29 protein-coding genes are annotated in these 26,534 nt (G+C 72.0%); 11 read left to right on the top strand and 18 right to left on the bottom strand.

From position 1 onward, the window contains the following. Positions 1-38: 38 nt before the first annotated feature. Positions 39-1,283 (bottom strand): FAD-dependent monooxygenase, encoded by a 1,245-nt coding sequence (locus tag ACZ7LU_RS17335; RefSeq protein ID WP_471917110.1) that lies wholly within the window; start codon positions 1,281-1,283, stop codon positions 39-41. Between the two features lie 88 nt (positions 1,284-1,371). Between ACZ7LU_RS17335 and ACZ7LU_RS17330 the strand changes: the two genes are divergently transcribed. Together ACZ7LU_RS17330 and ACZ7LU_RS17325 are read left to right on the top strand one after the other, a co-directional pair. Further along, a complete protein-coding gene (locus ACZ7LU_RS17330; protein ID WP_471917109.1) occupies positions 1,372-1,965 on the top strand; it encodes a TetR/AcrR family transcriptional regulator in 594 nt (197 codons plus the stop codon). Positions 1,966-2,122: 157 nt separating this feature from the next. After that, positions 2,123-2,632 (top strand): hypothetical protein, encoded by a 510-nt coding sequence (locus ACZ7LU_RS17325; protein ID WP_471917108.1) that lies wholly within the window; start codon positions 2,123-2,125, stop codon positions 2,630-2,632. 11 nt (positions 2,633-2,643) lie between these two features. Here the strand turns inward: ACZ7LU_RS17325 and ACZ7LU_RS17320 are convergent, their stop codons facing one another. Both ACZ7LU_RS17320 and ACZ7LU_RS17315 read right to left on the bottom strand, forming a co-directional pair. After that, positions 2,644-3,159, bottom strand: coding sequence for a hypothetical protein (locus tag ACZ7LU_RS17320; RefSeq protein WP_398312015.1), 516 nt, complete (start codon positions 3,157-3,159; stop codon positions 2,644-2,646). A gap of 71 nt (positions 3,160-3,230) precedes the next feature. Next, positions 3,231-4,193 carry a helix-turn-helix transcriptional regulator gene (locus ACZ7LU_RS17315; RefSeq protein ID WP_471917107.1) on the bottom strand — a complete coding sequence of 321 codons (963 nt, stop codon included), beginning with the start codon at positions 4,191-4,193 and terminating at the stop codon, positions 3,231-3,233. Between the two features lie 168 nt (positions 4,194-4,361). Between ACZ7LU_RS17315 and ACZ7LU_RS17310 the strand changes: the two genes are divergently transcribed. Beyond that, the gene (locus ACZ7LU_RS17310; protein ID WP_471917106.1) at positions 4,362-4,787 is read left to right on the top strand and encodes a DUF3224 domain-containing protein; all 426 of its coding nucleotides are present in this window, start codon (positions 4,362-4,364) and stop codon (positions 4,785-4,787) included. Between the two features lie 2 nt (positions 4,788-4,789). Here ACZ7LU_RS17310 and ung read toward each other — a convergent pair whose 3' ends face one another. From ung to ACZ7LU_RS17280, 6 genes are all read right to left on the bottom strand, one after another. Beyond that, positions 4,790-5,473 (bottom strand): uracil-DNA glycosylase, encoded by a 684-nt coding sequence (gene ung / locus ACZ7LU_RS17305; RefSeq protein WP_468090543.1) that lies wholly within the window; start codon positions 5,471-5,473, stop codon positions 4,790-4,792. Positions 5,474-5,584: 111 nt separating this feature from the next. After that, positions 5,585-7,204, bottom strand: a complete 1,620-nt coding sequence (locus tag ACZ7LU_RS17300) for an ABC transporter substrate-binding protein (protein ID WP_398312027.1) — start codon at positions 7,202-7,204, stop codon at positions 5,585-5,587. Positions 7,205-7,350: 146 nt separating this feature from the next. Next, on the bottom strand, positions 7,351-8,106 hold the full coding sequence (locus ACZ7LU_RS17295) for an SDR family oxidoreductase (protein WP_398312030.1): 756 nt from the start codon (positions 8,104-8,106) through the stop codon (positions 7,351-7,353). 24 nt (positions 8,107-8,130) lie between these two features. Continuing rightward, complete coding sequence (gene fabG / locus ACZ7LU_RS17290; RefSeq protein WP_398312033.1) at positions 8,131-8,892, bottom strand: 3-oxoacyl-ACP reductase FabG; 762 nt, start codon at positions 8,890-8,892, stop codon at positions 8,131-8,133. A gap of 207 nt (positions 8,893-9,099) precedes the next feature. Next, the gene (locus tag ACZ7LU_RS17285; protein WP_468564550.1) at positions 9,100-9,522 is read right to left on the bottom strand and encodes a DUF3037 domain-containing protein; all 423 of its coding nucleotides are present in this window, start codon (positions 9,520-9,522) and stop codon (positions 9,100-9,102) included. Next, positions 9,519-10,313 (bottom strand): HipA family kinase, encoded by a 795-nt coding sequence (locus ACZ7LU_RS17280; RefSeq protein WP_471917105.1) that lies wholly within the window; start codon positions 10,311-10,313, stop codon positions 9,519-9,521. Before ACZ7LU_RS17280 ends, ACZ7LU_RS17285 begins: the two co-directional genes overlap by 4 nt. A gap of 64 nt (positions 10,314-10,377) precedes the next feature. On the opposite strand from ACZ7LU_RS17280, the gene ACZ7LU_RS17275 reads away from it, so the two are divergent. Next, positions 10,378-12,513 carry a S9 family peptidase gene (locus tag ACZ7LU_RS17275; protein ID WP_471917104.1) on the top strand — a complete coding sequence of 712 codons (2,136 nt, stop codon included), beginning with the start codon at positions 10,378-10,380 and terminating at the stop codon, positions 12,511-12,513. 32 nt (positions 12,514-12,545) lie between these two features. Continuing rightward, complete coding sequence (locus tag ACZ7LU_RS17270; protein WP_471917103.1) at positions 12,546-13,034, top strand: Rieske (2Fe-2S) protein; 489 nt, start codon at positions 12,546-12,548, stop codon at positions 13,032-13,034. Here the strand turns inward: ACZ7LU_RS17270 and ACZ7LU_RS17265 are convergent. Beyond that, the gene (locus ACZ7LU_RS17265; RefSeq protein WP_471917102.1) at positions 13,031-13,675 is read right to left on the bottom strand and encodes a cysteine hydrolase family protein; all 645 of its coding nucleotides are present in this window, start codon (positions 13,673-13,675) and stop codon (positions 13,031-13,033) included. The genes ACZ7LU_RS17270 and ACZ7LU_RS17265 overlap by 4 nt on opposite strands. A 175-nt stretch (positions 13,676-13,850) precedes the next feature. On the opposite strand from ACZ7LU_RS17265, the gene ACZ7LU_RS17260 reads away from it, so the two are divergent. Next, the gene (locus ACZ7LU_RS17260; RefSeq protein WP_471917101.1) at positions 13,851-14,336 is read left to right on the top strand and encodes a pyridoxamine 5'-phosphate oxidase family protein; all 486 of its coding nucleotides are present in this window, start codon (positions 13,851-13,853) and stop codon (positions 14,334-14,336) included. A gap of 192 nt (positions 14,337-14,528) precedes the next feature. On the opposite strand, the gene ACZ7LU_RS17255 is transcribed toward ACZ7LU_RS17260, so the two are convergent. Continuing rightward, positions 14,529-15,431 carry a LysR family transcriptional regulator gene (locus ACZ7LU_RS17255; protein ID WP_398312051.1) on the bottom strand — a complete coding sequence of 301 codons (903 nt, stop codon included), beginning with the start codon at positions 15,429-15,431 and terminating at the stop codon, positions 14,529-14,531. Between the two features lie 74 nt (positions 15,432-15,505). Here ACZ7LU_RS17255 and ACZ7LU_RS17250 point away from each other — a divergent pair, with 74 nt between their 5' ends. After that, entirely contained in the window at positions 15,506-16,600 is a 1,095-nt protein-coding gene (locus ACZ7LU_RS17250) for a DMT family transporter (protein WP_468718762.1), read from the top strand. Here ACZ7LU_RS17250 and ACZ7LU_RS17245 read toward each other — a convergent pair. Continuing rightward, positions 16,591-17,922 (bottom strand): aminotransferase class I/II-fold pyridoxal phosphate-dependent enzyme, encoded by a 1,332-nt coding sequence (locus tag ACZ7LU_RS17245; protein WP_471917100.1) that lies wholly within the window; start codon positions 17,920-17,922, stop codon positions 16,591-16,593. The genes ACZ7LU_RS17250 and ACZ7LU_RS17245 overlap by 10 nt on opposite strands. 83 nt (positions 17,923-18,005) lie before the next feature. On the opposite strand from ACZ7LU_RS17245, the gene ACZ7LU_RS17240 reads away from it, so the two are divergent. After that, positions 18,006-18,710, top strand: a complete 705-nt coding sequence (locus tag ACZ7LU_RS17240) for a pyridoxamine 5'-phosphate oxidase family protein (RefSeq protein ID WP_471917099.1) — start codon at positions 18,006-18,008, stop codon at positions 18,708-18,710. Continuing rightward, on the top strand, positions 18,710-19,351 hold the full coding sequence (locus ACZ7LU_RS17235; protein WP_468090568.1) for an FMN-binding negative transcriptional regulator: 642 nt from the start codon (positions 18,710-18,712) through the stop codon (positions 19,349-19,351). The genes ACZ7LU_RS17240 and ACZ7LU_RS17235 overlap by 1 nt, the downstream gene beginning before the upstream one ends. Positions 19,352-19,505: 154 nt before the next feature. Here ACZ7LU_RS17235 and ACZ7LU_RS17230 read toward each other — a convergent pair whose 3' ends face one another. The 3 genes from ACZ7LU_RS17230 to ACZ7LU_RS17220 form a co-directional block, all read right to left on the bottom strand. Continuing rightward, the gene (locus ACZ7LU_RS17230) at positions 19,506-20,579 is read right to left on the bottom strand and encodes a DMT family transporter (protein WP_471917098.1); all 1,074 of its coding nucleotides are present in this window, start codon (positions 20,577-20,579) and stop codon (positions 19,506-19,508) included. Positions 20,580-20,738: 159 nt separating this feature from the next. Beyond that, the gene (locus tag ACZ7LU_RS17225) at positions 20,739-21,776 is read right to left on the bottom strand and encodes an EamA family transporter (protein ID WP_468718767.1); all 1,038 of its coding nucleotides are present in this window, start codon (positions 21,774-21,776) and stop codon (positions 20,739-20,741) included. A 76-nt stretch (positions 21,777-21,852) separates the two neighbouring features. Beyond that, entirely contained in the window at positions 21,853-22,443 is a 591-nt protein-coding gene (locus ACZ7LU_RS17220) for a peptidase (protein WP_471917097.1), read from the bottom strand. Positions 22,444-22,639: 196 nt separating this feature from the next. Between ACZ7LU_RS17220 and ACZ7LU_RS17215 the strand changes: the two genes are divergently transcribed. Next, positions 22,640-22,828, top strand: a complete 189-nt coding sequence (locus ACZ7LU_RS17215; RefSeq protein ID WP_398312074.1) for a hypothetical protein — start codon at positions 22,640-22,642, stop codon at positions 22,826-22,828. A gap of 99 nt (positions 22,829-22,927) precedes the next feature. On the opposite strand, the gene ACZ7LU_RS17210 is transcribed toward ACZ7LU_RS17215, so the two are convergent. Then, positions 22,928-23,746, bottom strand: a complete 819-nt coding sequence (locus ACZ7LU_RS17210; RefSeq protein WP_471917096.1) for a putative protein N(5)-glutamine methyltransferase — start codon at positions 23,744-23,746, stop codon at positions 22,928-22,930. Positions 23,747-24,030: 284 nt separating this feature from the next. On the opposite strand from ACZ7LU_RS17210, the gene ACZ7LU_RS17205 reads away from it, so the two are divergent. Beyond that, positions 24,031-24,459, top strand: coding sequence for a type II toxin-antitoxin system Rv0910 family toxin (locus ACZ7LU_RS17205; RefSeq protein WP_398312080.1), 429 nt, complete (start codon positions 24,031-24,033; stop codon positions 24,457-24,459). A gap of 128 nt (positions 24,460-24,587) precedes the next feature. Here the strand turns inward: ACZ7LU_RS17205 and ACZ7LU_RS17200 are convergent, their stop codons facing one another. Then, positions 24,588-25,262, bottom strand: coding sequence for a PadR family transcriptional regulator (locus tag ACZ7LU_RS17200; protein ID WP_468090580.1), 675 nt, complete (start codon positions 25,260-25,262; stop codon positions 24,588-24,590). 106 nt (positions 25,263-25,368) lie between these two features. Beyond that, a complete protein-coding gene (locus tag ACZ7LU_RS17195) occupies positions 25,369-26,532 on the bottom strand; it encodes a MerR family transcriptional regulator (RefSeq protein WP_471917095.1) in 1,164 nt (387 codons plus the stop codon). Between the last annotated feature and the right edge of the window lie 2 nt (positions 26,533-26,534).

The following is a 26,534-nucleotide window of genomic DNA, read 5'->3' as shown; positions in this document are numbered from 1 at the left end:
CCGGGTCCAACGCTGTGCTGGTCTACCGGTGTGCTGGTCTACCGCTGTGCTGGCTCGCGAACCGTGGCCTCCGTGCTCCGCCCGGGGGCCGCGGTCGTCGTTCCCGCAGCATACGGGGCCTGCGGCGGACACCAGTCGGCGATCGAGGAGGAGCCGCGCAGAATGAAGTTCGGGCCGAGCCGCGTCGCCGCCGAGATGAGGATGTCGCGCACGGCAATGAGTGGGGCGCTGCGGAGGTGCGTGACGCGGGAGGCCCGTGCGGCACGCCGGACGATGTCCGTGGTGCGGGGGACCCGGGCGGCGCTGTAGCCGGCGAGGCCCGCTGCGAGGTCGCCGCCCGGCGCCATGTGGTGGGCGAGGACGACGGCGTCCTCGATGGCCTGGTTGCCGCCCTGGCCGAGGCTCGGTGTCATCGCGTGCGCGGCGTCACCGACGAGGGCGACGCGACCGCGGTGGTACGCGGCGAGCGGCGTCGTCAGCTGTCGTACGTCGTTGCGCAGGATGTCCTCGTTCGCGGCGGCGGCGATCAGGCCGGGGATCGGGTCGTGCCAGTCGGCGAAACGGCGCTCCAGCTCGGCCTTCTCGCTGTCGGGCGCCCTGCCGCCCTCGGGCAGCCGTGCGGTGGCGTACGCGTACACCCGGCCGTCCCGCAGCGGGTGCGTGCCCCATACGCCGCCGCGGCCCCAGGTCTCGTGCGGCGTGAAGGGCTCGTCGGGTGCGGGTATGACGAACCGCCAGGCGGTGAACCCCGCGTACACGGGCCGGGGGTGGGCGGGGAAGAGGGCCGTGCGCACGGCGGAGTCGATGCCGTCGGCCCCGACGACGAGGTCCGCCTCGATGTCCCCGTCGTCGGTGGTGACGACGGCGCGGCGGTCGGCGGCGCCGGGGTCCGCGAGGCGGGCCCGCGTGCCGGTGCGCAGCGCCTCGGCGGGCAGCGCGGACACCAGGAGGTCGATGAGGGTGGCGCGGTGCAGCATGACCAGACTGCCGCCGTACGCCGCCTCGGCCTCGGCCGCGCTCGTGCGCACCAGCCAGCGGCCGCTCCGGGCGCGCATGCCGCCGTCGCCCTGCCAGGCGGCGAGGGCGCGGACCCGGTCGCCGAGGCCCAGGACGTCCAGGGCGCGCTGGCCGTTGGGGGCGAGGCCGATGCCGGAGCCGACGGGTTCCAGGGAGGGGGCGCGTTCGAGGACGGTGACGCTCCACCCGCATGCGTGCAGGCCGATGGCCGCGCCGAGTCCGCCGATGCCGCCACCGATGACGAGCGCGCGGGGCTGCTGCTTCATGGCTCCTCCAACTACATCTGTAGTGCACGATGAAATGACCGTACTACACCTGTAGTGCGCGGGGTAGGGTTCCGCGTAGGGTTCCGCCATGTCCGTACGCAGCGCGGGGGCCTCCCGCACCGAACTCATCGCCGACACCGCCCTCGCCCTGCTCGCCGAACGCGGCATGCGCGGTCTCACCCACCGGGCCGTCGACGAGGCGGCGGGACTGCCCCAGGGCTCCACGTCCAACCACGCGCGCACCCGGCTCGCCCTCCTGGAGGCGGCGGTACGGCGGCAGGCCGAACGTGAGGCGGAGGTGCTGCACCCCACCGAGCTCCCGGACCCGGCGGCCGGCCGCGAACAACTGGCCGCGGGCCTGGCCCTGGCCCTGCACCGGTACCTGACCGGCGACCAACGCCAACTCCTCGTATCGCGCTACGAATTGGCCCTCGAAGCCACCCGCAGGCCGGAGCTGCGCGCCTATTACGACGCCACGGGCGCCCAGTTCAGGGAGCCCCTGGAGGCCCTGCTCCGCGCCGCGGGCTCCACCGCCCCCGAACGCCACACCCTCTCTCTGGTGGCGTGGTGCGACGGCCTGATGTTCTCGTGCGTGGCGGGTTCGCACCACGCCGCGACGCCGACGCTGGAGGAGCTGCGGAGCAGCGTGGGGGAACTGTTGCGGGGGATGCTGGACGGGTGAGGGGGGGCGCTGGATGGGTGAGGGGGGTGCCGGATGGGTGAGGGGGGTGCTGGGCGGGTGACGTGAGGTGAGTGGACTCACCCTGCCCCGTCACCCGTGCGGGGCAACCTCATGTATTTCACTCCCAACGTGCGCCTGGCGCACCATGGTTGTGCGGGTGCCTCGACCGACGACCACCACCGCCGCCACGGCTGCCGCGATCCTTGCCTCCGTCGCCGTCTCGGCCGCCGTCTCCGGCTGCATGAGCGTCGAGCAGCCCCCGGAGGCCGCCCCCTCCGCGGTCACCGGCCCGCCGCCCGCGCCCCGCACCGACGGGAAGAACCGGCCTCGCCTCGTGCAGGCCCCGGCCAGGGAGGCACTGGAGCGCATGGGCCCGCCCCGGCGCCCCTCCCCCCGGCAGGCCTCCTCCTGGCAGACCGAAACCGGGACCAAGCCTCCCGGCCCGCCGCACAGCCACGACCGCCCGGCACCCGCACCCCCGCCCCCGCCCGCAGCGCCAGTACGCAGGCCTGCCCCGGCGCGGCCCGACGCCGGAGCCCCCCGTCCCGCCCCACCCACTGTCCCCGCCCCACCGGTCGCGGACGTCTGCGCACTCGGCGAGGCGTACGGCAACTGGGACCCGCACAGCCCTCAAGCCGTCATCTGCCGCAACACATACGGCCGTTGAGTCAGCGCCCCCTACTCCTCCTCGCTCCCCTCCCCCACCTCCCCCTCCAGACGGGCGATGGCCTCCTTGATGCCTCTGCCGTAGCCGTCGTCCTCCAGCGCGCCCACCGCGCCGCGCGCCCGGCGCAGATGGCTGCGGGCCGCTTCCGGGCGGCCCAGCTTCACGTAGTCCGCGGCGAGGTTCAGGTGCAGGGAGGGGTAGAAACCGCGCACCGCCAGCGACTGGTGGTGTTCGCTCAGCCGCTCGTCGGTGAGCTCGTGCGCCGCCGACAACGCCCGGAGGTCCCACGCCAGTTCGTCCGAAGGGTCCGCCTGTGTGTCCGCCATGTAGTGCGCGAGCGTGCAGCGGTGCAGCGGGTCGCCGGTGTCGCCGATCTCCCCCCAGAGGCCGAGGAAGCGGTCCTGCGCCTCCTCACGGTCGCCGCCGTGATGCAGCATGACCGCCTGCCCGATCCGCGTCATCATCGCGTCTTCCGCCGTGTGCTCCTGCTGCTCCGTCACCGGATCCTCCGTGGTCGTGCCGGCCATCGCCTCCATCTCCCACGACGCTAGCGGCCACCACTGACAATCGCGGTCAGGCACGTTCGGACGGGGGGTGCTCACGCGTACCGCTGGGCCAGCGCGGTGACGCTCCTTGCCACCTCGGCGCGGAGCTCGGGCGGGCCGAGCACCTCCGCGTCCAGGCCGAGCCGGAGGATGTCGCCGACCGCCACCGGCAGTTCTTCCACGTCGAGGTCGACCTCGGCCCAGCCGTCGGCGTCCGCCGCGCCCGCACCCGCCACGGCCCGCGCCCCCGCGGTCCCGAACATGGCGGGCAGCAGCCGTCGCCCCGCCGGGGAGACCCTCAGCCGCGCCGTGCCCCGCAGCACCCGCGCTTCGAGGCCGCGCGACGACGCCTCCCAGTACGCCGCGAGGTCGAAGCCGTCCGGGCGCTCGCAGGCCTCCCGAGTCACCGTCGCCGCCAGGAACCGCGACACCCGGTATGTGCGCGCATCGCCGTCGACCGCCGCGACCAGATACCAGTTGCCCGCCTTGAGGACCAGCCCCAAAGGATGCAGCTCGCGCCGGACTTCGCCGCCCCAGCGCTGGTAGTGGGCTCCCAGCACTCGCTGCCGCCACACCGCGTCGGCGACCGTGGCGAGCAGCGGCGCCGGTTCCGCCGTACGGAACCAGGCGGCCGCGTCGAGGTGGAAGCGCTCCTGGATGCGCCGCGACCGCTCCCCAAGGCCGGCGGGCAGCGCTGCCGCCAACTTCAGCTGCGCGGTGGCCAGTTCCGCGCCCAGGCCGAGCTCGGCGGCGGCCCCCGGCATACCGGCGAGGGCCAGCGAATCGGCTTCGTCGTCGGTGAGCCCCGTCAGCCGGGTGCGGTAGCCGTCCAGGAGCCGGAAGCCGCCGGCGGGGCCGCGCTCCGCGTAGACGGGCACTCCGGAGGCGGCGAGTGCCTCGGCGTCCCGGTAGACGGTCCTGACCGAGACCTCCAGCTCTTCCGCCAGCTCCGGCGCGGTCATGCGTCCACGGTTCTGGAGCAGCAGGAGAAGGGCCAGGAGCCGGTCGGCGCGCACGTGATCGATTCTGCCTCAGCACTTGATGCCTCAGTACTAAATGCCTCAGCACTTGATCCCTCAACACTTAATGCCTCGGTACCTGACAGAAGGTGTCAGGTACGGCTGGCAGTGTCCTTCGCACGGCGCCCACCACGGCAGGTGGGGCCGCTACCCCAGAGGAGAACCATGACCACGCAGCACACCACCGGCACGGCCACCGGGACCTTCACCTTCGCCGGCTGGGACGAGCGCCCCGTCGCCGGCGCTGACGGCGGCGCACGCATCGCCCACGCCGCCGTCAGCAACGACTACACCGGCGCCGTCGAGGCGACGGGCACCTCCTGCGAGTACACCATCGCGTACACGAGCGAGACGGTCGGCACCTTCGTGGGGTACGAGTTCGTCGACGGGACGCTCGACGGCCGCTCGGGCTCCTTCGTGATCGAGCAGCGCGGTTCCTTCGGTGCCGACGGAACCATCGAGTGTTCCTTCACCGTGCTGCCCGGCTCGAGCACCGGTGACCTCGCCGGGCTCACCGGAGCCGGTTCGTTCACCGCGCGGAGCGGGCAGGCCACCACCCCGTACTCCCTCGCCTATGCCGTCGCGGGCTGACGTCAGCCTATGTCCGGGATCCGCCAGTCGATCGGCTCGTGGCCCTGCGCGGCCACCGCTTCGTTGATCTGTGTGAAGGGGCGCGAGCCGAAGAACCTCTTCGCGGAGAGCGGCGAGGGGTGCGCGCCCTTCACGACGGCGTGCCGCTCTTCGTCGATGAGCGGGAGCTTCTTCTGGGCGTAGTTCCCCCACAGGACGAAGACGGCGGGGTCGGGGCGGTCGGCCACCGCCCGGATCACCGCGTCCGTGAACTTCTCCCAGCCCTTGCCCTTGTGGGAATTGGCCTCACCGGCGCGGACCGTCAGGACCGCGTTCAGCAGGAGGACACCCTGCTTGGCCCATGGCATCAGATAGCCGTTGTCGGGCACGGGGTGGCCGAGCTCCTCCTTCATCTCCTTGTAGATGTTCCGCAGGGAGGGCGGGGTCTTCACGCCGGGGCGCACGGAGAAGCACAGGCCGTGTCCCTGCCCCTCGCCGTGATACGGATCCTGGCCGAGGACCAGGACCTTGACCTGGTCGTACGGCGTCGCGTCCAGGGCGGCGAAGACCTCCTCGCGCGGAGGGTAGACGGGGCCCTTCGCCCGCTCCTGCTCGACGAACTCGGTGAGCTCTTTGAAGTAGGGCTTCTGGAGCTCCTCGCCGAGGACTCCGCGCCAGGACGCGGGCAGCATGGCGATGTCGGTCACGTCAACAACCTCCGGTGTGCGGTCACTTCTCACCACAGAACCTACCGGCGACCACTGACAATCGACCGCCCGGCCGCCCCGACCGGCCGACGACCCTCCGCCCCGCCCCCGCTACCAGCTGGTCTTGCGCTGCAGCTCCCACATCATCATGATCGCCGAGGGGTCCAGGGCGCGCTCGCCGCCCGCGATCTCCTCGCTCGACATGATGTACTGCTTGCCCTGCCACAGGGGCAGCAGCCTGACGTCGTCGACGAGGATCTCCTGGGCCCGCTCGAACTCGTCGATCACGGCGCCGCGGTCGGCCTCCCTGCGCTGGCGCGGCAGCACTTCGTCGGTGATCTCCTTGGACGGGTAGGGCGTGTTGAGCACGTTCTTGGGGCCGACGAACGGCGCGATGAAGTTGTCCGCGTCGGGGAAGTCGGGGAACCAGCCGCGTCCGAAGACCGGATATTCGCCCTTGCTGTACCCCTCCTGGAACTCGGTCCAGGGACGGCTCTTCAATGTGATCTTGAACAGGCCCGAGGCCTCCAGCTGCCGCTTGAGCTCGGCGAACTCCGGCTCGGTCGCCGAGCCGTAGCGGTCGGTGGTGTACCAGAGGGTGAGCGGCACCGGCTGGTGGATGCCGGCGTCGGTGAGGATCTTCCTGGCCTTGGCCGCGCTGGGGTTTCCGTAGTCGTCGAAGAACCCGGTGGCGTGACCCGTGAGGCCCCTGGGGACCATGGAGTACAGCGGTTCGACGGTGTCCTTGTAGATCTTGTGGGCGATGGCCCCGCGGTCGACGAGCTGCGCGAAAGCCTGGCGGACCGGGAGCTTCCGCGCCCACGGGTCCTTGGTGTTGAACACCAGGTAGCGGATCTCGGTGCCCGAGCCCTCGACGAGCTCGATGTCCTGTTCGCGCCTGCCCCTGCCCTGCATGGCGACGATGTCCTCGGAGGCCAGGCCTCGGAACGTGACGTCGATCTGCTTGTTCTTGAGGGCGTCGACCATGGCCGACGACTTCTTGAAGTAGCGGATGGTCACGGCGTCGTTCTTGACGTCGGCCGCACCCTTGTAGTGGTCGTTCTTGACCAGCTCGGCCTTGTCGTTCGGCGTGTACGCCTCCAGGGTGTACGGCCCGGAGCCGGTGACCTCGTTGCCCTCGCGGAGCTTGTCCGCCGGGTACTCGGCGGGGTCGACGATCGACATGGCCGGTGTCGCGAGCACGAACGGGAAGGTGGCGTCCGCCTTTTTGAGGCGGAAGACGACGGTCCGGTCGCCCTTCGTCTCGACCTTGTCGAGTGAGCCGAGGAGACCGGCGGGGCCGCCCTTCACCACCTTCTTGGCGTCGAGGGTCAGCATGCGGTCGAAGGAGTACTTCACGGCCGCCGCGTCCAGCTCGTCGCCGTCGGAGAACCGCAGGCCCTCGCGCAGCTCGCAGGTGAAGACCGTGTTGGAGGCGTCGCTGAACCCGCAGGACTCCGCGGCGTCCGGCTCGGGCTCGGTGGCCCCCGAGGGGAAGCTGAGCAGCGTCTGGAAGACGTTCCTGTAGAGCTCCCACGAGCTGTCCCAGGCCTTCGCCGGGTCCAAGGTGGTCGGCGCGCTCATCGTGCCGACGGTGATCTGCTCCTCTTCGTCCGACCCCTCGGACGAGAACACCCCACAGCCGGCGAGCAGGGATATGGACGCGATCGCCGCCGCCGGGCGCAGACCCCGGGTCCGCTTGGCAGGGGGGACTTCACTGAACACGCGCACGCTCCTCGATCGGCCATGCCATGGAATCGGGAGACAATATCGCAGTGCCCCGCCGGGCCAAGTCTCGGCGCCGACAGGGCACTTGATGCGCGCGTATGTCACTGAAAGCGGTGTAGACGGCGCACTCGACGGGTGTGCGGCCTTCGTCAGCCGACGCCCGCATTGAGGAAGATGCCGCCATCGACCACGAGTGTCTGGCCCGTGATCCAGTCGGACTGGGCGGACGTGAGGAACGCGGCCGCGCCCCCGATGTCCTCCGGCACGCCGAGCCGGCCGAGCGGGTAGGAGGCGGCTGCCTCCGCCTCGCGGCCCTCGTACAGCGCCTGGGCGAACTTGGTCTTGACGACCGCGGGCGCGATGGAGTTCACGCGCACCTTCGGCGCGAACTCGTGCGCCAGCTGCAGGGTGAGGTTGACCATGGCGGCCTTGCTCATCCCGTACGCGCCGATGAACGGCGAGGCGGAGACTCCGGCGACGGAGGCGATGTTCACGATCGCGCCGCCGTTCTCGCTCTGCCAGGCCTTCCAGGTGTGCTGGGCGAAGCCGAGCGCCGAGATGACGTTGGTCTCGAACACCTTGCGCGCGACGTTCAGATCGAGGTCGGCCATCGGTCCGAAGACCGGGTTCGTACCCGCGTTGTTGATCAGGAAGTCGACGCGGCCGAACGCCTCCATCGTGCGCTCGACGGCGACCGCCTGGTGCGCCTCGTCGTGGGCCTTGCCGGCGACGCCGATGACCCGGTCGGAGCCGAGCTTCTCGACGGCTTCCTTGAGGGCGTCCTCATTGCGTCCGGTGATGCAGACCCGGTCACCGCGGGCGACCAGCGCCTCGGCGATGCCGTATCCGATGCCGCGGCTCGCGCCCGTGACGAGCGCGGCCTTCCCGCTGTCCTGCACAGCCATGATCCCTGCCTTCCAGCTTCCGGGTCAGTTGAGCGGGCCGCCGGCGACGTACATGACCTGCCCGGAGACGAAGCCCGCGGCGTCGCCCGTGAAGAAGGCGATGGCGTTGGCGATGTCCTCGGGGCGGCCGACGCGCTGGACCGGGATCTGGGTGGCGGCCGCGGCCTGGAACTCCTCGAAGCCCATGCCGACGCGGTCCGCGGTGGCCTTCGTCATCTCGGTGACGATGAAGCCGGGGGCGACGGAGTTGGCGGTGACGCCGAACTTGCCGAGCTCCTTGGCGAGGGTCTTGGTGAACCCCTGGAGACCGGCCTTGGCGGCGGCGTAGTTGACCTGGCCGCGGTTGCCGAGCGCGGAGGACGAGGAGAGGTTGACGATGCGGCCGAAGCCCGCGTCCACCATGTGCTTCTGGCAGGCCTTGGACATCAGGAAGGCGCCGCGCAGGTGCACGTTCATGACCGTGTCCCAGTCGCTCGCGCTCATCTTGAAGAGGAGGTTGTCGCGGAGCACGCCGGCGTTGTTGACGAGGATCGTCGGGCCGCCGAGCTCCTCGGCGATGCGGGCGACGGCGGCCTCGACCTGGGCCTCGTCGGACACGTCGCAGCCGACGGCGATCGCCCTGCCACCGGCCGCGGTGATCTGCGCGACGGTGTCCTTGCAGGCGGCCTCGTCGAGGTCGATGACGGCCACGGCGCGGCCCTCGGCGGCAAGCCGTACGGCGGTCGCGGCGCCGATGCCTCGCGCTGCACCGGTCACGACAGCGACGCGCTGCTCAGTGGTGGACATGCTGGTTCTCCTCGCCCTTGGGATGCGGCTCTACGGATGTGGCTGTACGGATGTGGCTGTACGGATGTGGCTCTACAGGTGTGGCTCTACGGGGTGCGGCTCCACGGTACGCCCCGACGGTGAGCGACCGCTTAGTACCTTCAGCTGGACGAGACGCTAGAAGCCCTGGCACCGGGTGTCAACGGCAACCAGGAGAGCCGTGCCGCTTTACCTCACCAACAGGTCGAGGAGACGGTTCACCTCGGCCTCGGGATCCGCCGTCAGGCCGGTGTGCACGGGGCCCGGCTGGACCACCGTGGAGCGGGGCGCGATGAGCCAGCGGAAACGCCGCCCCGCGTCGTCGCTCTCGGCCTGCCCCGCGGCCGCGCCGCCCCGGCAGATCCGCTCGACGGCGCCGAGCGAGGCCCGGATGCCGGCCACGTCCGCCGCCGGGTCCAGGGCGAGGAGCTTGGCCTCGTCCAGGTGGGTGCGGGCGGCCACGAAGGACTTGGCGCGGCAGTAGACCAGGACTCCCGCGTTGAACTGCTCGCCGCGCTCCACGCGCGGCACGACGCGCACCAGCGCGTACTCGAAGACGTCCCGCGCGGGCGCGGTCTGCCCGTCGGGGGCGGGCGCGTTCTGCTCGGTCACTTGATGGCGCCCTTCGGCTTCGGCTCGGTCACCGGCAGGGTGATCCGCTCGTGGATGGTCCCGGCACGCGGCAGCAGAGCGGCCACATACGCCCGCCGGACGTCGTCCGCGCTGTCGAAGCCCGGCTCGTCCGCCAGCCACTCCTCGGGCACCTGGGCCACGACGTCGGTGAGCAGCTCCTCGGTGACGAGGGGGGCGAGTTCGGCGGCGGCCGCCGCGACGTCGGGTCCGTAGGGGGCGAGGACGTGGTCCGAGGCGTCGTACGGTTTGGCGGCGGCGGTCTCCGCGGTGCGCCAGTTGTGGTGCCAGATCATGCTGGCCCCGTGGTCGATGAGCCACAGATCGCCCTGCCACAGAAGCAGGTTCGGATTGCGCCAGGAGCGGTCCACGTTGTTGATCAGGGCGTCGAACCAGACGACGCGGCCGGCTTCCGCCGGGTCCACGTCGTGGGCGAGCGGGTCGAAGCCGAGGGCGCCCGACAGGAATTCCATGCCGAGGTTGAGCCCGCCGCTCGCCTTGAGCAGTGCCTGCACCCGCTCGTCGGGTTCGCCGAGGCCGAGGACAGGGTCGAGCCGGACGCCGACGAGCCGCGGCATTCGCAGCCCGAGCCTGCGGGCGAGCTCACCGCAGATCACTTCGGCGACGAGCGTCTTGCGCCCCTGCCCCGCGCCGGTGAACTTGATGACGTACGTTCCGTAGGTGCCGTGGTCGTCGGCCTCGACGACCCCGGGCAGCGAGCCACCCTCCCGTAGGGGCGTGACATAGCGGACCGCGGTGACTTCGCTGAGCATTGCCCCAGGTTACTGCCGGTCCGACGCTGTTCGATCACATGGCCCGCTGTCTACAGTGCCCGCCATGGACTCCCTTGACCTTCCTCGGCAGTTCGCGCGCACGCGCCGCTTCTCGCTGGGTGTGCCACACGGCTTCACGGTCTCGCCGGACGGTGAACGGGTGCTGTTCGTGCGGTCCACCGCCGGCGACGACCCGGTGGGCAGGCTGTGGGTGTACGAGGACGGGGCCGAGCGCATGCTGGTCGATCCGTTGGCGTTGGGCAAGGCGGGACCGGTGCCGGAGGCGGAGCGGATCCGCAGGGAGCGGGCGCGGGAAGCATCACAAGGAGTGGTGGCTTTCGCGACCGACCACCACGCGCGCGTGGCCGCTGTCGCGCTGGGCGGCGCGCTCTGGGTGGTGGAGACGGACGGCGGCGCACCGCGCCGGATCCGCACGGCGGGACCGGTGGTCGACCCGCGCCCGTCGCCCGACGGGAACGTCGTCGCGTACGTCTCCGGAGGTGCCCTGCGCGTCGTCGGCGTCGACGGCACGGGCGACCGGGCGCTCGCGGAGCCCGAGGGCGACGACGTCACGTACGGTCTCGCCGATCACGTCACCGCCGAGTCGATGGGCAGGCAGCGCGGTTTCTGGTGGTCTCCGGAGAGCGACGCGCTGATCGTCGCGCGCGTGGACGCCTCGCGGGTGCGACGCTGGTGGCTGTCCGACCCGGCAAGGCCCGACCTGCCGCCCCGCGCGGTCCGCTATCCGGCGGCAGGAACCGACAACGCCGAAACGTCCCTGCACATCCTGCGTGTGGACGGGACACGCGTCGCGGTGCGCACCCCGGAACGCGTCTCGGAGCACCACTCCTACGGAGAGTGGACGGACGGCGCCTTCGAGTACGTCCCCACGGTGTGCTGGGACGCCGAGGGCCCGCTGATCACGCTGCAGACCCGCGACCAGCGCTCCCTGTACGTGCTGGAGGTGGACCCCGCGACCGGCGACACGGAGATGGTCGGGCACCGACGCGACCCCGCCTGGCTGGAGTTGATGCCGGGCGTACCGCTGCGGCTGGCGAGCGGGCGGGTCGTGGCGCACTGGAACGTGCGCGGCGGCACGCGGGGCCTGCGGGTCGGCAACACCAGGACGCCGCGCGGCCTCCAGGTGCGCGAGGTACTGGGCGGCGTCGACGACCGGGTGTGGTTCACCGCCTCGTACGAGCCCACGGAGGTGCACGTCTGGTCGTTCGACCACCAGGACGACGAGCCCGACCCCGAGCGCCGTACCGGCACCCTGCGGCGGATCAGCGAGGGGCCAGGCGTGCACACCGCGGCCGTCGGCGGTGACACCGTGGTCCTCGACAGCAGGACGCCCGAGGGACAGACGGTGACGGTGCTGCGCGGCGGCGTACCGGTCGGGCGGATCGCGGTGTTCGCCGAGGAGCCGGTGGTGGTGCCCCGGCCCCGCCATCTCACCCTCGGGAAGCGGGAGCTGCGCAGCGCGCTGTACCTGCCGTCCTGGCACGAGCCGGGTGCCGCGAAGCTGCCTGTCCTGCTCTGCCCTTACGCGGGTCCAGGAATCCAACTCGTGGTCCACGCGCGCGCGTGGTGGACGATGGTGGCGCAGTGGTTCGCCGAGCAGGGGTACGCGGTGCTGATCACGGACGGGCGCGGCACGCCCGGCCGTGGCGACGCGTGGGAGAAGGCTGTGCACGGCGACCAGCTGACGCCGGTGCTGGACGACCAGGTGGACGCGCTGCACGCCGCCGCCGAGCGCTTCCCCGACCTCGACCTGGAGCGTGTGGGCATCCGCGGCTGGTCCTTCGGCGGCTATCTCGCGGCGGGCGCGGTGCTGCACCGGCCCGACGTCTTCCACGCGGCGGTGGCGGGTGCCGCGCCGACGGACCTGCGGCTGTACGACACGCACTGGAAGGAGCGCTATCTCGGCCATCCCGACGTCCTGCCCGACCAGTACGAGCACTGTTCGCTGGTGGCGCACGCGCACCGTCTGGAGCGGCCGCTGATGCTGGTGCACGGGCTCGCGGACGACAATGTCCTCCCTGTGCACATGCTGCGCTTCTCCGCGGCGCTGCTGGCCGCCGGCCGTCCGCACACCGTGCTGCCACTGCCCGGCGCGGGGCACCTGGTCTCCCAGGACGAGGTGGCGGCGAACCTGCTGCGGCTCGAACTCGATTTCCTGGGGAAATCCTTGAGCGTTTGAACACGGAGGGCCATGGCTCCGTACCACCGGACATGACGACTTCACTTCCGGGCACGACGGCTTCCGAAGAGACCGTCTCCGCTCCCTGCCGCCGCACGGTCATGGCCACCATCGGCGCCGCGGGCATCGCCGCCGCCCTCACCGCCTGCGGGTCCGGTGACGACAAGAGCTCCTCCGAACCGGCGGGCGCGCAGGAGCCGGAAGGCGGTGAGGACGGTGGCGCGGGCGCGGGCGGCGCCGTGCTGGCCAAGACGTCGGACATCCCCGTGGGCGGCGGCAAGATCTTCAAGGACGAGCAGATCGTGGTCACCCAGCCCACCAAGGGCGAGTTCAAGGCGTTCTCCAACCGCTGCACCCACAAGCAGTGTCCGGTGACGAGCGTCGAGGGCGGCACCGTCAACTGCCCCTGCCACGGCAGCAAGTTCGACATCGCGGACGGCAGCGTGCGGGGCGGTCCCGCGCCCAAGCCCCTGCCGACGGCCGAGATCACCGTGGCGGGCGGCTCGATCAAGCTGGTCTAGCCGGCGCGGCCCGGCCGCTTCCAGGCGCCGAGCACGTCCTGCGTGGTGGTGACGGTGGCGACGAGCGCGAGGGTGTGGCGGACCATGGCGGGTGTGTAGTCGGCGGGGACTCCGGCGATGGCGTCGGCGGGCACGACGGCGGTGTAGCCGAGATTCACGGCGTCGAACACAGCGTTCGGTATCGCGACGTTGGCCGAGACGCCGGTGACCAGCAGGGTGCGGCAGCCGATGTTGCGCAGCAGTGGGTCCACGTCGGTGCCCGCGACGGGTGACAGGCCGTGCAGGCGTCGTACGACGAAGTCCTCGTCGGCCACTTCGATCGGCGGCGCGATCCGTACGGCGGCGGTGCCCGAGAGCTGCTGTACGGGCAGCCGCTCGGCGGCCCGGAACAGCCGGGCGTTGTGGCTGGCCCCGCGCCCGTCGGGCCGCCGTTCGGCGACCGCGTGCAGGACCTGCACCCCGCTCTGGTGTGCCGCGGACACCAGCCTGGCGACGTTGGCGAGGGCGCCCGACTTCCGTGCCTCCGCGGCCAGTTCGGGCAGGGCGCTCTCGGTGCCGACGACGCCCTGCTGGCACTCGACGGTCAGCAGGGCCGTGGTGGCGGGGTCGAGGAGTTCCCTCAGCTGTTCGTACGACGGCATGGCTTCCCCTTGTCGCGGACGTCCGGAACGCCGGCGCCGGCCGGGTGTCGGCCCCCTGGGCCCGGAATCCGCGCGAGGCTAACGGCCATTGCGTCACGAAGGAAGAGCCCTCATTCTTTCCTGACGCGCAGTCAGGCTTCCGTCCCACCTACGAACATCCTGAGCTGGAGGACACATGGCCGTCACGCAGCGCCGGGGCCGCAGGATCATGATGACGCCGGACGAACTCGACACGTTCCTCGCCACGGAGCGCACGTGCCGGGTGGCGACCGTGTCCCAGGACGGTGCCCCGCACGCCAGCACGCTCTGGTTCGCCTGGGACGGCACGTCGCTGTGGCTGTACTCGATCACCCGCAGCAAGCGCTGGGCCGACCTCCGCAAGGATCCGCGGATCGCCGTGGTGGTCGACGCCGGAGAGGAGTACGGCGAGTTGCGCGGCGTGGAGCTGTCGGGGACGGTGGACTTCGTCGGCGAGTGCCCGCGCAGGGGCGATCCTTGCCCCGAACTCGTCGAGCCCGAGCGGCTGTTCGCCCAGAAGAACTTCGGCATGTCCGAGATGCCGCACGACGGCCGTCACGCCTGGGCGCGCCTGACACCGGACGCCGTGGCCTCCTGGGACTTCCGCAAACTGGCCGCGCCCGGCCGGGCGGGAACCCACTGAACCAGCCCGCCCCTTGCCCCTTCCCGAAGCTCCCTCTGCCCCCCTTCCGAAGCTCCCCTGCTGCCCCTTTCCGAAGCTTCCCTGCCCCCTTCCGAAGCTCCCCTGTCCCTTTCCGAAGCTTTCCTGCCCCTTTCCGAAGCCCCCCTGTCCCTTTCCGAAGCTTCCCCGACCGAAGGACGCCACCCGAGCCACCTACCGGAGCCCCGCCCCCGCCGCCCTCAGCGCCTCCGCCGCCGCCCTGATCGACGGGCGGCGGTCCGCGTCCGCCCGCCACACCACGTACACATGCCGCCGCACCCGCTGCCGCACCGGGACCGCGCGCACCCCCGTCGGCATCGGGTCCCGGCCCAACTGCGGTGCCACGCACACCCCGAGGCCGGCCGCGACCAGCGCGAGCTGCGTATGGTGCTCCTCGGCGCGGTGCGCGATGCGCGGCTCGACGCCCTTGCCGCGCAGCGTGAACATCAGCCACTCGTGACAGAACTCGCCCTCCGCCCAGGTGATCCACTCGTCGTTCGCGAACTCCTCCAGGTCCACCTCCGTGCGGTCCGCGAGGGGGTGTGCCGCGGGCATGGCGATGTCGGCGGGGTCGTCGAGGAGGGGCACCTTGACCAGGCCGTCCGGGACGGGCAGCGGTTTGTTGTACCAGTCGAGGACGACCGCCATGTCGATGTCGCCCCGCACCACGGCCGCGACGGCCGGCGTCGGCTCCATCTCCTGGCAGGCCACCCTCAGCCCGGGGTGGTCGGCGCGGAGCGCGGACAGGGTGGCGGGCAGCAGGCCGCGCATGGCTGTGGGGAACGCGGAGATCCGCAGCTCGCCGACGGCCTTGCCGCGCTGTTCCTCCAGGTCGGCCTGGGCGAGCTCGACCTGCGAGAGGATCCGCGCGGCGTGCTCGGCGAGCAGCCGCCCGGCGTCGGTCAGGCGCACCCCCCTGCCGTTCTTGGCGAGGAGCTGCTGGCCCACCTCGCGCTCCAGCTTCGTCATCTGCTGCGAGACCGCCGACGTCGTGACATGCAGCCCCGCGGCCGCCCCGCTGACGGAGCCGTGCCGGGCGAGGGCATCGAGCGTGCGCAGCCGCTCCAGGTTCAACATGTAAGCGATGCTACGCGATACACCGCACGAAATCTCGCTTGTGCTACGAGATCGTCGGGTCCATCGTGAGACGCATGAGCACCGCGCCCCCGCCGCCCCGGTCGGCCACCGTCCCCTACGCCCCCTCCGCCCCCGCCACCTCCGCAGTCAGACCGGCAGTCACCCCTCCCGGCACGCCGACGCGCGCCGCCCTCGACTGGCGCATCCGTTTCGGTGTCCTCTCGCTCATCTGGGGCTTCAGCTTTCTGCTGATCAAGGTGGGCACGGACGGGTACGCCCCGTTCCAAGTGACCCTGGGGAGGCTGGCGTTCGGCACGGCCGTGGTCGCCGCCGTGCTCGTGGTGAAGCGGGAGCGGCTGCCGCGCGGGGCGCGGACCTGGCTGCACCTGACGGTGGCGGCCTTGCTGCTCAACGCCCTGCCGTTCTCCCTCTTCGCGTACGCGGAGCTGACGATCCCGTCGACGCTCGCGGGGATCTGCAACGCGACGTCACCGCTGTGGGGCATGGCCCTCTCGCTGGTCGCGCTCTCCGAGGACCGGCCGACCCGGCGCCGCGTCGCGGGCCTCGGCCTCGGCTTCTTCGGTGTGCTCACCGTGCTCGGCGCGTGGCAGGGCTTCAGCGGACTCGACCTCGGCGGCACCCTGATGGCGCTGCTCGCCTCGCTCAGCTACCCGATCGGCTGGATCTACGTACGCCGCACACTGGCCGGGTCCGGGCACTCGAACCTCTCCCTCTCCGGCGCCCAGTTGCTCGTCGCGACGGGCGAACTGGCCATAGTGACCCCGTTGTTCACGTCACTGCCGACCCACTTCCCCGTCGTACCGCTGCTCGCCGTCGTGGCACTCGGTGCCCTCGGCACCGGGCTCGCGTTCCTGCTTCAGTACGCACTGGTCGCCGAGGTCGGCCCGACGACCGCCCAGATGGTCACGTACTTCATCCCGGTCATCGCGACCGCCGCCGGCGTCGCGGTGCTCGGTGAGTCCCTGAGCTGGTCGACGCCCGTCGGCGCGGTGATCGTCCTGGCGGGCGCCGCGCTCACCCAGTCCAGGCCGCGCCCGCGCTCCCGGCCGTTGCACGAAGGCGCCCAGCCGTGCACGAAGGCGCCCGGAAGTGCGTCCGCCCCGTCAGTCGTAGCGACCCCAGAAGTATGCCCGCCCCGTCAGTCGTAACGCCGGACAGGAGCGGGCCCGGTGGCCGCGGCGACGGCGTCCGCCACCGCCACGATGTCTTCGTCGTCGAGCGCCGCCACGGTGATCCGCACCGCCGGCGGCGTGTTCAGCCGGAACCTCGCCCCCGGAGCCACGGCCCACCCCGCGTGCAGCAGCCGCGCGACCGCCCCGGTCTCGTCGGGCACCGGCACCCACGCGTTCATGCCGCTGCGTCCATACGCGGCCACGCCCCGCTCGGCGAGCGCCGCGATGAGGGCCTCCCGGCGCCGGTCGTAGGAGGCCGCCACCGTGCGGGGGTCGACCGCGCCCTCGGCCCAGAGCCGGGCGACAGCGCGCTGCAGCAGTCGGCTCACCCAGCCGGGACCGAGCCGCTGGCGCCCCTGCACCCGGTCCACCGTCACGGGGTCACCGGTGAGCACGGCGAGCCGCAGGTCGGGGCCGTACGCCTTGGCGGTGGAGCGGGTCAGGGCCCAGCTGCGGGTCGCCCCGGCCAGCGGGTGCAGCGGCAGGTCGACGATGCCGTGGCCGTGGTCGTCCTCGATGAGCAGCACGTCCTCGTGCGCGGCGAACACCTTCCGCAGGGCACGCGCGCGTGGAGCGGTGACGGCGGCACCCGTCGGATTCTGCGCCCGGTCCGTCACGATGGCCGCCCGCGCGCCGGACGCCAGCGCCCGTTCCACGTCGGCGAGCAGCGGACCCTCGTCGTCCACACCCACCGGGACCGCGCGCAGCCCCAGGGCGGAGACGAGATCCAGCAGGCTGCCCCACCCCGGGTCCTCCACGGCGACCCCGTCGCCGGGCTTGAGGTGGGCGGCGAGCACGCGCTCGATGGCGTCGAGCGATCCGGAGGTGACGGCGAGGGGGCCACGGGGCACGCCGTCGGCGTCGAAGGCCACGCGCGCGTGCCGTTCGAGCTCCGGGTCCACCGCGCCCTCTCCGTAGAGGACGGGTCGCTCGTCGCTCTGTGCGGCGGCCGCCGTGAGCGCCTCGGACAGGGCGGGCAGCAGCCTCGGGTCGGGGTTGCCCTTGGAGACGTTGCGCACCCCTGGCGGCGCGTCCACCCGGATCAGTTCGCGTGCGGTGGTGGCGGGCTTCGGACGGATACGGCTGCCGCGCCGCCCCGCCGTCTCGATGACGCCCCGCTCGCGCAGCGTGCGATAGGCGGCCGCGACGGTATTGGGATTCACCCCGAGATGGGTCGCCAACTCCCGCATGGGTGGCAGCAGTTGGCCCGGTTCGAGGCCGCCGTCGCCCACCGCACGCTCCACGCTGGCCGCGATCTCAGCTGCACGCCGACCTTCGATCCGATACTCTCCTAGCACAAAGCAGATTATGCACTAGTGCAATAGTTGTGGCAAGTCGAGAACGCAGCAGCACCGCACAGCGCGACAGAGCAGGGAGAACCATGCAGACGCAGCCGAGCACCACCGACACCCCTTCGCCGGGCGCCGCCTACACACCGACCGACCGCACGATCCCCACCCGCTCACGGGAGCGCGCTTCGTACGACCGCGAGTCGGTGCACGCGATACTCGACGAGGCCTACGTCTGCCATCTCGGCTTCGTCCGCGACGGCGCCCCCGTCGTGCTCCCGACGCTCTACGGAAGGGTGGGCGACCGCCTGTACGTGCACGGTTCGACCGGGTCCCGGCCGCTGCGCATGGCGGGCGCGTCCGCCACGGAGCAGGACCCGGGCCTGCCGGTGTGCCTGACCGTCACCCACGTCGACGGCCTGGTGCTGGCCCGCTCGGCCTTCCACCACTCGATCAACTACCGCTCCGTCGTGGTCCACGGCACGGCCCACCAGGTCACGGACCCGGAGGAGAAGCGGCTCGCGCTGGACGCGCTCGTCGACCACGTCGTGCCGGGCCGGGCGGCCGACTCCCGCCCCGCCGACGCCAAGGAGCTCGCGGCGACCGCCGTGCTCCGCCTCGACCTGAACGAGGTGTCGGCGAAGGCGCGCACCGGCGGCCCGAACGACGAGCCGGAGGACATGGACCTCCCCCACTGGGCCGGCGTGGTCCCGCTCCGCAAGGGCCACGACGCCCTGATCCCCGCCGACGACCTCGCACCGGGCATCGAGGTCCCCGCCTACCTGGCGGGGCCGTGATGCTGATCCACCCCTGGGACGCCCCCCGCACCGACACCGAGTGGCAACAGTGGCTCGCCACCCATGACTTCGGGCAACTCGCCGTGAACGGCCTGCCGGGCGAGCCTCCCCACGTCCAGCCGCTCCACTTCACGTACGAAGCCACACACGGCACTCACGGGCGGGTTCTTGGTCACCTGGCGCGCCCGAATCCCGTGTGGCACGCCCTGGAGGCCGACCCCACCGTGCTGCTGAGCGTGGTCGACGACTACGTGTACGTGCCGGGGCCCTGGCAGGCCGCCCCCGACATTCCGGCCGAGCACGGCGTGCCGACCAGCTTCTACGCCGCCGTCCAGCTCCGCTGCACCGCCCGCGTCGTCGACGACCCCGAGGAGAAGGCCGACATCCTGAACCGCCAGGTCGGCCACTTCCAGCCGGAGGGCGGTTCCGCGCGGGCGGCGGTGGGGGAGGCTCCGTACGGCCGCATGCTCTCCGGCATCCGCGCGCTCACCCTCGAAGTGACGGACGTACGGGCGAAGTTCAAGTACGCGAGTCACAAGCCGGACGAAGTGCAGGACCGCATCGCCGCCGGTCTCGCCGAGCGGCAGGGGCCTCGCGACGCGGCCGCCCGCGCGCACCAGGCGCGCCGCCGCGAGACCTGACCCGGCGCGGGACGTGATCCGGTGCGAGACCTGACCCGGCGCGGGACCGGACCCGGCGCAGGACCGGATCAGGCCCCACGGACGGCGGCGAGGGCAGATGGCGGGGGCGCCTCACGGCAAGCAGATGTCACCGCAAGGCACCCACCCCGCTCCCCTACACCGGCGCCACCGGCACCACTTCGCGCCGCTCGGCCACCACGCCCCGCGCCTCCGTGACCGCGAGGCCCGTCACCGCGGCCAGCATCAGCGCCGTGCCCAGCACGGTCGCCACCGTCAGCGCCTCACCCAGGAACGCGACCGCGATGATCGCGGCGCCCACCGGTTCGAGCAGCATGATCACGGAGACGGTGGCGGACCGTACGACGGCCGCCCCGGCGAAGTACAGGGCGTAGGCGACGGCCGTCGGCACGGCGGCGATGTACAGAAGGCACAGGCCCACGCGCACGGGGTCGGCGGTGTGCGGCACCAGGCCCTCGACCGCGGCGAGCGGCAGCAGACAGAGCGAGACGACGGCGAACGCCCAGACCGTGGTCTCGGCCGAGTCGGCGCCGCCGTCCCGGCCCCACCAGCGCGTGAGCAGCGTCATGACGGCGTACGCGGCCGCGGAGACGAGCCCCCAGGCGACCCCCGAAGGCCGCACGGTCGCGCCACCGCCGCCGTCGCCGCCGAGGACCAGCACGGCGAGGCCCCCGAGGGCGCCGACGACGGCCACGACACCGCCGCGTCCGAGCCGCTCGTTCAGGGTCAGCCGCGCGCCGAGCGCGATGAGGACGGGCCCCGACCCCATGGTGACGACGGTGCCGACCGCGAGGCCGGTCGCCTCGACGCAGGCGAAGTAGGCGGTCTGGAACACCGCGAGGGCCACACCCGTCACGACGATCCTGCGCACCCGGCGCAGTCGGCGTACCCGGTGCACCTGGTGCGCCCGGTGCACTTGGTGCGCCCGACTGCTCAGTGGCTCGGCGGCCGTCCCGTACGCCCCGGCACGGCGCGGCCGCACGAGACGCGCCGCGAACAGCAGCACGAAGCCACCCACGCACCGCCAGAAGGAAAGGCTGACCGGGCCCATGTCGCCGGCATCGAAGACCAGCGCGGCGGCGGCACCCGCGGTGCCCCACGCGGTTCCGGCGATGATCAGATAGAAGAGGCCTCGTCCGACGGGCAGGCGCCGGACGGCAGGAAGGACAGCGGCGCCCGGGAGTACGGGCGCGCTGGACGTGCTCGACATGTTCGACACGTGAGATCTCCGCAGCAGAGAGGGATGACTGGCTCCGTCTGCGGGCAGCACCGTTCCGCCCGGCCACCGGCTCGGGCGTGTTCCGTCAGTGCCCCGCGCTAAGCGGCGGGGGGCGGAAGAACGAGTGCGTGCGAATACATGATCAGCACCTTAGGACCGGCTCCCGCTGTGCGACAACTCCGTTTCGGATGCCGGGATCTCCCCCGGTACGACGGCGGTGTCGGCCGGTGCGGAGGACTGGGCGATGAACGCGCCCACGAGCACGATCGCGCCACCGACGACCTGCGGCGCCGAGAGGTGCTCGCCCAGGACGACCCAGGCCAGGGCGGTCGCGATGACCGCTTCGAGGCAGGCCACGACGCCCGCCACCTGGGGCGAGAGCCTGCGCACGGACAGGACGCCGGTGACGTAGGCGACGACCGTCGCGATGAGCACGATCCAGGCGAGCAGCGCCCAGGCCGGCACGGCCGAGCCGTCCAGGTCCGCGTCGCCCGCGAGCACCGACCAGTCCATGCCCCACGGCCGCGCGACGACGGTCAGCACCGCGGTGCCGACGAGCAGGCCGTACGCGATGACGCCGAGCGGGTCCGGGGCGTCGTCGCCCGCGTCGCTGCCCTGGTCGGACAGGACGAAGTAGCCGACCTGGCAGCAGGCGGCGCCGAGCGCGAGCAGGAGGCCGACGGCGTCGAAGCTCAGCCCCGCCCACACCTCGACGACGCAGGCGAGCCCGCCGACGGCGAGCACCACACCGAGCGCGGCGGCCCGCGTCACCGGCCGCCGCTGCACGAAGCGGACCCAGCCGAGCACGAGTGCGGGCGCGAGGTACTCGATCAGCAGCGCGACCCCCACGGGAATGCGGGAGAGCGCGGCGAAATAGCAGGCCTGGACGCCCGCGACGGCGAGGAGACCGAACCCGGCGAGCAGCGCGGGCCTGCTCCGCAGCAGTCCGCGGTGGCGCCAGGCGACGGGCAGCATCACGAGGGCGGCCCCCGCCACCCGCAGCCACACCACGTGCAGCGGGTCGAGGCCCGCTTCGATCAGCGGTTTCGCCGCGACGCCGGAACCGCCGAAGGCGACCGCGGAGATCAGGGCGAGACCCAGCCCGAGCCCCCTGCCACCACTCTTTCCATGACTTCCTCGGGAGCCATGGCTTTCCTCTTGAATACCGTCAGACGCTCGCACCGGCACATCATGGCAGCCGACGTCAGGAGCGTCACCCCTTTAGACCCCTGTCTCAATCGGCGGACGCCACGCCGCCCCGCGGTCAGCAGTCGGAGCCCTGGCCTGCGGAGTACCCATGGCCCGCGACATGCCCCTGCCCGCCGGACGCGTACTGCCTGCATCCCGCCTCGATACGCCGCAGCAGCACCGGGACGTCGACCTTCGCCCGTCCGAGGACCTCGACGGCCCGGCACTCCGGGTCGGCGACGAGCCCCGCGAGCAGGTCGATGCCGAGGGCCCGCGCCTCCCCGCGCAGCGCGGCACGTTCCAGCGCCGTGTCCATCGCGCTGGTGGCGGCCGGCGACCAGCCGGTCTCCTTCACCGGCGTCACCACGGGCACGGCACCGGAGTCCTCGACGGTGCCCTGCCATTGCAGGCCGTAACCGATGCTGCGCTGCACGAGATAGCCGAGCACCCGCACGGCCTGCGCGCCGTTCTCGAAAACGGATCGCACCTCGGGGTCGGTCTCCAGGAGGGAGTGCAGCAGGTGCGCGGTGTCTATCTGCCGATCCCCGTCACGGACGGCGCGACGGCGCGCACCGGCCACCACCGACGCCAGTTCCGCGCTGAGTCCGGAGTCGAGTTCTGCTCGGGTCGGGCCGGGCTCGGCGCCCGGCGGGGTACGGCTTTGCACATCTCCCACCACATCAACCTCCAGGGGCATATGCATCGGCGGCGGGAAGCATCTTGGCGTCCGACACAGGTTGGGCACGCATGCGGTGGTTGTCCTCCTTACGGATGAGATCGGTCCGGCCCGCGCGGCGGCGCGCGCGCCGCCTTGCTCCGTGCCGAGCGCGCAACCATGGCGAGGCTTCGCACGTCCAACAATCATGGAGAGCAGGAGCTGGATGGTCGCCCTGCCTGCTGTCGACGGCAGGCAGTACGTCTATCGGGTGTACGCACCCGACAACGCACTGCCCGCCGACCTGTTCTGGGAGGCCTGGCACTGCCACGACGAGGGCCCGTTCCCGAGGGCGTCGGATCTTTTCGACGCGGCGGAGATACGACTGGTGGGCTGACCGGCGGAGATACGGGAGACGGGCCGACCGGCCGCCCACGCGCCCCCGGAAGGTGGCTCAGGGGAATGTGGGCCGGGTCCCCGTCGTGCCGTCCGGCCGTTACGCCGCCTGCCGGCCTCCGCGGCCCGCCGCGCGGGTCCCGATGACGACCGTGGCGTACAGGGTCTCGTCGCTGACCACCCGAGCCACGAGACCGGCCCGCTCGACGGCGTCGACGGCGGCGGCCACCTGTCCCTCACTCGTCTCGAAGAGCAGGTGCCCGCCGGGCGCCAGCCACGCGGGCGCCGCCTCGGTCACCCGGCGCAGCACGTCGAGTCCGTCCGCGCCGCCGTCGAGCGCCACCCGCGCCTCGTGGACGCGGGCCTCGGCGGGCAGCAGACCGACCTCTTCGGTGGGCACGTAAGGGACGTTGGCGAGGAGGATGCCGACGCGGCCGCGGAGCGTGCCGGGCAGCGGGTCGTAGAGGTCGCCTTCGTAGACCTCGCCCCCGGCTGCCGCGACATTGCGGCGGGCGCAGTGGACCGCGGCCGGGTCGATGTCGGCGGCGTGCAGTTCCACCCGGTCGAGGCCCGCGGCGAGCGCGGCGCCGAGCGCCCCCGAGCCACAGCACAGATCGACGACGACGGCTTCACGCCCGGCGAGCGCGGCGGCCTGCCCGACGAGGAACTCGGTGCGGCGGCGCGGCACGAAGACGCCCGGGTCCACGGCGACGCGCAGACCGCGGAACTCGGCCCAGCCCACCACGTGTTCGAGAGGCAGACCGCCCGCACGGCGCTCCACCATGTCGGCCACTTCGGCCGGGGTGCGCGCGGTGGAGAGAATCAACTCCGCCTCGTCCTCGGCGAAGACGCAGCCCGCGGCGCGCAGGGCGTCGACGACGGAGGAACGGTGCGATGCGGAGAAAGCTGTGATCGACATGCTGATGTAAACCTTTCGGGATCCCGATGGGGCTCCCTCGGGTCACCTATGCCGGGTGAACCGCGCGGTCGCGAAGGGGGAGCACCCGACCTGCCACTGCGGTAATGGGTCTCACCTCCAAAGCGCGCTGCCTGCGTCTGTCACAGGGCAGGGGAACAGTACCCCACTCCCCCGCACGGCCACATCTGACAGTTCATCAGTATTGAATGTTCCAGACCCTGCGGCTACGTTCCGCGACACCGTAGCTGCGGCCGTCGCAGCGCCCGACGGGAAGAGGGGGCCGCATGGCCGAAGTCAGCGCGGAAGCACGGATGGAGGCGCCCGCCGAGAAGGTCTGGGCCCGGCTCACCGACTTCTCCTCGTACGACGAGTGGAACGCCACGCACACGAGCTTCCCGCAGGGCGGACCGACCACCCTGGAGGTGGGCGGCACTTTCGTGGAGAACATGAAGCTGATGGGCTTCCCCGCCGAGGTCGACTGGACGATCGAAGAGCTGGAGACCGCCCGCACCCTGGCCATCGCGGGCAAGGGCCCGATGGGCGTCAACGTACGCACCCGCTATGCCCTCTCGCCGGACGGACCCGCGACGGTCGTCCGCATCGAAGGGGAGTTCACCGGTGCCGCCGTGTCCCTGATGGCGGGGAAGCTGAAGGACTCGGCGACTGCCGCGCTCAACGAGTCCCTGCGCAAGCTGGACGGACTCGTGACCTGAGGCCGTCACGCGTACGCCGGTCCGCGACCTGAGGCCGGCAGCGCGCGTGCCCGCGCAACGAACGAGGCGCCCCACACCATGCGTGCGGGGCGCCTCATCTGTGGTGGGAGCCATCGGCTCCGACCACCTCAGTCCTCATCGGCGAGGATCAGATACATCTTCTTGCGGGCGTCGTTGACGACCGCGAGAGCCTTTTCGCGCTGCTCCTTGCTGCCGGTCTTCCAGACCTGGCCGAACGCCTCCATCAGACCGAAACCGGCCTGCCGGACCTCGTTCAGCGTCTCCCAGTCGACCCCGCGCCCGGCCTCTTCCCACGGCGCCTCGGGGCCCTCCGCGGCGGCGGCGCGGCCGTCGTCGGTGAGCGAGAAGAGCTTCTTCCCGCCCTCGCTCGCACTGCTGATCAGTCCCTCGTCCTCCAGCAGCTGCAGGGTCGGGTAGACGGAACCGGGGCTGGGCTTCCACGCCCCGCCACTGCGCTCGGCGATCTCCTGGATCATCTCGTAGCCGTGCATGGGGCGGTCCTTCAGAAGGGCCAGGATCGACGCGCGCACGTCGCCGCGCCGTGCCCGGCCGCGCGGACCGCCACGACCGCCCCGGCCACCACCCCAGGGGCCGCCGGGCCCACCGGGCCCGCCGAAACCGGGACCGAACGGACCGAACGCGCCGCGCCGCCCCTCGAAGTCCCCGAGACCCCCGAAGCCGCCGAATCCTCCGCGGCCGAAACCCTCACGACCCTCGGGGCCGCCATGGCGGCCGCGTCCATGACCGCGGCCGTGCTCGTGTTCAAAACCATGGGAACGCATGGCGATCACTCCTTGATTGCTTCGATTGCTTGTTGATCAGTCGCGAACCTGTCGCGATGCCTCAACGATATATCGGCAGCAGTCGGTCGGCAACCCCCCGTGTCCCTCACCGTGTCGCGCGCAGCGTCAGGAGGTACCTGGCGGTGAGCGCGACGGCGCGGTCCTCGTCATGCGAAAGCTCTTCGAGAGCACGCGACGTCGTGGCGCCCGGGATGTCCGCGAGCGCCTGCGTCAGCCGACGGCGTGCGGCTGGTTCCGTGGCGCCATGGGTCACGCGGTCGACGAGCCCGGTGGCGATCCGGTCCGCCAGCGCGGGATCGCTCGCCAGCACGCTCAGCGCGTCGGCCGCGTCGACGTCGCTCACCCCGCTGACGTCACCCACCCCACCGACATCGCTCGCCCCTCCGCCGTCGCTCCCCGCCCCGACGAGGTGCGCCTCACCCTCGACGTACACCTCGCCGCCGATCAGATCGATGAGCGTCGGAATTGCGTCGGCCTCCCCGCGCGCCCCGAGCGCCAGAGCCGCGCACCCGCGGACCACCAGGTCGGGGTGGGCGAGGGCATCCCGCAGCAGCGCGATCGCCGCCTCACCGTCCCCCAGCGCGGCGACGGCCTGGACGGCGCGCTTGCGCACCGCGGCGACCGGCGAGTCCAGCCCTTCCGCCAACAGCGCCAACGCGCTACCGCCCCCCGCTTCACCATTGCCCTCTCCCTCACCACCGCCCGCACCACTGCCCTCGCCCCCTCCCCCGCCCGACTGCGCCAAAGCCCACCGAAGCGCCCCGGCGACATTCGGATCCGCCTCGTTCAGCACCGCCTCGACCAGCGCTTCCACCGGCACCGGGGCCTCCTCGACCGACGACAGGGCCGCGCGCTGACGCGCCCCCGCGCTCTTCGACCCCAGCCCCTGGAGCAGAGCGACGACCTGGAGGACGTCCTCCCAGCCCGCGGGCTCCGCGGCACCGATCCGCCGGAGGCGCGTGAGCAGCTCCATCTCACGAGCGATGCGTTCCCGCGTCTGGCGGACGAGGTCGTCGACGAGCTCCGCGGGCGTGAAGCCGGGATCGTCGAGCGCGCGCCCGACCTCACGCAGGGACAGCCCCAGCGACCGGAGGCTCTCGATATGGAAGATCCGCCGGATGTCGTCCTCGGAGTACTCCCGGTAGCCGCCGCCGGTGCGCCCCGTCGGCCGCACCAGACCGAGCGAGTCGTAGTGCCTGAGCATGCGGGCGCTCACCCCGGACCGTCGTGCCACATCACCGATCAACACGG

The organism is Streptomyces sp. NPDC039462 (assembly GCF_055639375.1).
The sequence above is the reverse complement of the archived record's forward strand: the minus strand, read 5'-3'. Positions and strand labels throughout refer to the sequence as shown.